The organism is Lachnoclostridium sp. (assembly GCF_031997925.1).
In the GTDB taxonomy this organism is placed as follows: domain Bacteria; phylum Bacillota; class Clostridia; order Lachnospirales; family Lachnospiraceae; genus Lachnoclostridium.
The window spans coordinates 211,724-216,090 of sequence record NZ_DAMADT010000002.1 but is presented as its reverse complement, the minus strand read 5'-3'; the positions used below and the strand labels follow the sequence as shown (position 1 = coordinate 216,090).

At 35.6% G+C, this 4,367-nt stretch carries 4 protein-coding genes; 2 read left to right on the top strand and 2 right to left on the bottom strand.

Going from position 1 to position 4,367, the window contains the following annotated elements:
- Window positions 1-456, bottom strand: a 456-nt coding sequence (locus RTP52_RS02545; protein ID WP_312369022.1) for a phosphate acyltransferase, incomplete at its 3' end; no start/stop codon positions are given.
- Window positions 457-858: 402 nt separating this feature from the next.
- Here RTP52_RS02545 and RTP52_RS02540 point away from each other — a divergent pair.
- Entirely contained in the window at window positions 859-2,100 is a 1,242-nt protein-coding gene (locus RTP52_RS02540) for a nucleotidyltransferase (RefSeq protein WP_312102246.1), read from the top strand.
- 50 nt (window positions 2,101-2,150) lie between these two features.
- Entirely contained in the window at window positions 2,151-3,233 is a 1,083-nt protein-coding gene (locus RTP52_RS02535; protein ID WP_312102244.1) for a nucleoside recognition domain-containing protein, read from the top strand.
- A gap of 186 nt (window positions 3,234-3,419) precedes the next feature.
- On the opposite strand, the gene RTP52_RS02530 is transcribed toward RTP52_RS02535, so the two are convergent.
- The coding region (locus RTP52_RS02530) for an FAD-binding protein (protein WP_312369020.1) at window positions 3,420-4,367 on the bottom strand (948 nt) is incomplete at its 5' end.

The following is a 4,367-nucleotide window of genomic DNA, read 5'->3' as shown; positions in this document are numbered from 1 at the left end:
GAAGAAAGCAGAAACTAACTTAGTATTTGGAGCAGTTTTTAAAATCTGAAGACATGGTCTTAAGGTATCTGCTGTAGAGTGGCAAGCACCAGATACTAAACCATCTGCATCGCCCATCTTAACCATCATTACGCCGAATGTAATGTAGTCCGTCGTTAATAGCTCTTTTGCTTTCTCAGGGGTCATGCCTTTTGCTTGTCTAAGTTCTACAAGCTTGTCAATATAAGCTGGTAGCTTGTCTGATGTTTTAGGGTCTACTACAGTAGCTCCCGTAATGTCAAGACCTTCTGAATTCTTCTTAACTTCTTCCTCACTACCGATAATAATTACGTTAGCATTGCCCTCTTCTAAAGTCTTAGCAGCTGCCTCAATTGTTCTTCTGTCCATACTTTCTGGTAAAACAATAGTCTTAATACTCTGTTTTGCTCTTGCTTTGATGTCATCAATAAATCCCATAATAAACTCCTTTCAGTCTATATGTATAGCACCTAATTTTATCCTTCGTTTTGCGATTTAGAATGTTATAATCTGCCTCTGTATTTAATATGAAAGACCTCGATTATTTTCTATTTAAGAACTATTCTTCACAAAACAACCATTTTTTATTATAATACTATCTATCAAGAGATACAAGTGCAAATTATGTAAACGCTTTCATTTTGTTTACTTTTTAAAAGAATAGCATTAAAACCTAAACTATTCTGTGGAATAAGGCATAATGATTGGAGTTAGTGAAAAAAAACAAAGTTTTTTCAAAGACAAGGTTTTTTTCACTGAGTGAATTTTTTTCAAGTCACTGTGTAAATATAGTGCCTGTAGTCAAAAAATTATAAGTTATGGAAAGGAATGGTGATTCAAATGAAAACTGTTGGAATTATAGCGGAATATAATCCATTTCACCAAGGACATCTATACCAATTGGAACAAGCAAAGTTACTAACAGGCTCTACACAGGTGGTTGTTGTTATGAGTGGTAACTTTGTACAACGTGGTATCCCTGCGATTATTGATAAATATGCTCGTACTAAGATGGCTCTAACACATGGTGCAGATCTTGTTATTGAACTGCCAGTTTGCTATGCCACTGCTAGCGCCGAGGCTTTTGCCTATGCAGGGATTTCGATTCTAGATCGCCTGGGATTTGTTGACTATATCTGTTTTGGAAGTGAATGCGGTGATATGAAATTGCTTGAACATCTTGCAGAAATCTTAGTAGAAGAACCCACTTCATACCAACAAGAATTAAGAAAAGAGTTAAAGTCAGGCCTAACCTTTCCAAAGGCAAGAACAAAAGCACTTATAAATTATATGAAAGAAAATGAAAGCTTAGGGTATGATCAAACCTCCTTAGAAATTCTTTTGAATTCTCCAAATAATATTTTAGGAATTGAGTATATGAAGGCGATTCAAAAAAGAAAGAGTAATCTAAGAGCCGTCACTATAAAGCGACAAGGTGCAGGATACCATGATAGTAATGTCTCACTCCCAAATGCATCTGCCACAGCAATTCGCAGTGTTTTAACAAAGGATGACTTATTTTCTTTACCGAAAGACCTACCATTAGAAACAGTGACGATCTTAAAACAGGAGTATCAAAAAACCTACCCTATATTTCGTAATGATTTTACTTCCCTTTTATACTATAAATTAAGCATGATAAAAGAAGAAGATCTAACCTTATATGCTGATGTAACGCCAGAACTAGCAAATAGAATTAAGAATAACCTAACCTATGCTAAGACATACGATGATTTTTGTCTGTCACTAAAAACAAAAGAATTGACCTTAACAAGAATTAATCGAGGGTTGCTTCATATCCTTCTTTCCATACCTAAGACACAACATATAGAAGCTTCTTATGGTAGAATACTTGGCTTTCGAACAGATGCGACTAAACTACTTCGTACTGCTACCAAGGAAAACAGGATTCCCCTCATTGTGAAAACAGCGAATGCAAAACAACTTCTAAATCAAGAAGAATATGAATTGTTTGAACAAGATGTGAGGGCAACCCATCTGTACAATCAAATGATATTCCAAAAATTTCACGCGAACTTTTCCGATGAATATACCCATGGACCTGTAATTCTAAAGGAATAGTTTGTCAGTTATCACATAGATTTTATTAATAGTATGTGACACGGTGTTGTATGGAACGAAAACAGGAAATGAAATATAGAAAGGTAAGCGTCCATTCTTCTATGTTTGGAAAAGGCCGCCTACTAAAAGGCGGCCTTTTACTATTATTAATACTAATGCTTACCTTTCCAATCGCTTCACTTGAAGGAGCAAAATCTGGCTTAATGCTTTGGTTTGAGACTGTATTACCAGCACTCCTTCCGTTTATGATATTATCGGGTTTATTAATACGGCTTCGTGTTACGAAAGTGGTATCCGTATTCTTATATCCTGTATTAAAGCATCTATTCCCGATCAGTAAAGAAGGATGTTATCCGATTTTCATTGGATTTCTCTCTGGAATTCCTGTTGGCGCAAAGACAACATCAGATATGTTTGAGCAACAGCTAATTTCTAAAAAAGAAGCTCAATTCCTATGTGCACTATGTAATAATGCAAGCCCGATGTTTATTATTAGTTATATTGCTGCATCAAAGTTAAAACGACCTGACCTTGGTATTATGTTATTGATTGTACTCTTTGCTTCTTCTGCTATAAGTTCTCTCACTATATACTACATAAAAGAAAAATTTTCAAGAGAAAAGGACACAAGTAAAATTCATCAAAATAAATCACTACTACACGCTTTTCAATTATCAAATGATACCGATGATAATATGAGTAATTATAAGATTAACCCACAAAATCCCGTAACAATTAAAAAACAAACCTTTGAATTTCAAATGCTTGATGATGCAATCCTAAGTGGTTTTGAGGTTGTTACTAAAGTTGGAGGTTATATCATATTATTTTCCGTCTTGGCAAGCCTATTACTTCATATGAAGTTACTTCCACCCTTTGTGGCAGCCTTCATCTCTGCAATTTTGGAAATAACAACAGGAATCGATCAGTTAACTCGTATTCCCTTTTCAGATCCAACAAAAATAATCCTGATTACCACAATCACAGCGTTCGGTGGGCTTTCTGGTTTTGCCCAAACAAAAAGTGTCATTAATACCTCAGGATTATCCTTATTTCAATATTTTATTACCAAAACATTAAGTATGGTTTGTGCTTTTGCACTTAGTACCCTATATGTACTACTTCTATTCTGACTAAATCAATTACTGTCCGCTTACAGAAGCGGGTGACTTCCCTGTGAGGTTAAAATATAATAATTCTTACCTTCCTAAAATTAAAGACCTTACCAGAAAGCATACTGCCATCCGGTAAGGTCTTAACTATTTATGTTACCTTTTTCTTATATAGAGTCACTAAGTAAATAATACATCAAGAAAACCTTACTTTGCATTAACCAACGCTGCTTTTACTGCATCTATAATACCATTTGAAGAATTTGTTGCTCCAGATACAACATCCACATCTGTAGACTGAGTCTTAATAATGGAGGCAACTATATTCTTTTCTGCTGCTTCATAGATACCAGGTGTTTCTGCATGAGAGGTTAATATTATGGAAATAACGTTGCCGCCTTCTACAGTAACTTCTACAGTAATATCACCATTGTTACCTTTTCCAGAACCAGTATAAGTACCGTCTTTATAATTTCCTTCAACTTCAGGTATCACATTACCATCTTGTGTTTCCACCTTAATCGTTGGTTCTGTATTACCCCCATTTGCTTGAACGTAAGAATTGGCTGAAGTACCAGAGATACGGCCAAATACAACGATATCTGTTACTGCATTGCCACCTAAACGGTTAGCCCCATGTACACCACCAGTAACTTCACCTGCAGCAAATAAACCTTCAATTACTTTATCATCTTCTGTTAATACTTGTGCTTCGCTGTTGATTTTCACACCGCCCATAGTATGGTGAATTGCAGGTACACATTTCGCCGCATAGAATTTTCCAGTTTGTAATGTTTGTTGCATATCACTACGCTCATAATCTTTATCAACACCGGATTCAGCGTAGCCAGCATATGTCTTCATTGTCTCTGTAAAGTTTGCTGCATCCATTCCTGTTTTTTCTGCAAGTTCTTCCAAGGTATCTGCTTCTACTACAATCCCTGAACTAATATACTTTTCAATTGCTGCTAGACTTTCACGAACCTTTTGGTCAAATACCAACCAAACGTACTGATCTTTTTGCTCTAAAATAGCAGCTGATACTACATCGCGCGTTTCTAATTCATTAATAAATCTCTTACCTTCTACGTTAACTAAGATAGCACCATTACCACGTACACCTTCTGTAAACATAGTTTGTGTATCAGGATCAAC

Coding starts and splice junctions, on each gene's coding strand:
- RTP52_RS02540 (WP_312102246.1), top strand. CDS start 859: ATGAAAACTGTTGGAATTATAGCGGAATATAATCCATTTCACCAAGGA.
- RTP52_RS02535 (WP_312102244.1), top strand. CDS start 2,151: ATGGAACGAAAACAGGAAATGAAATATAGAAAGGTAAGCGTCCATTCT.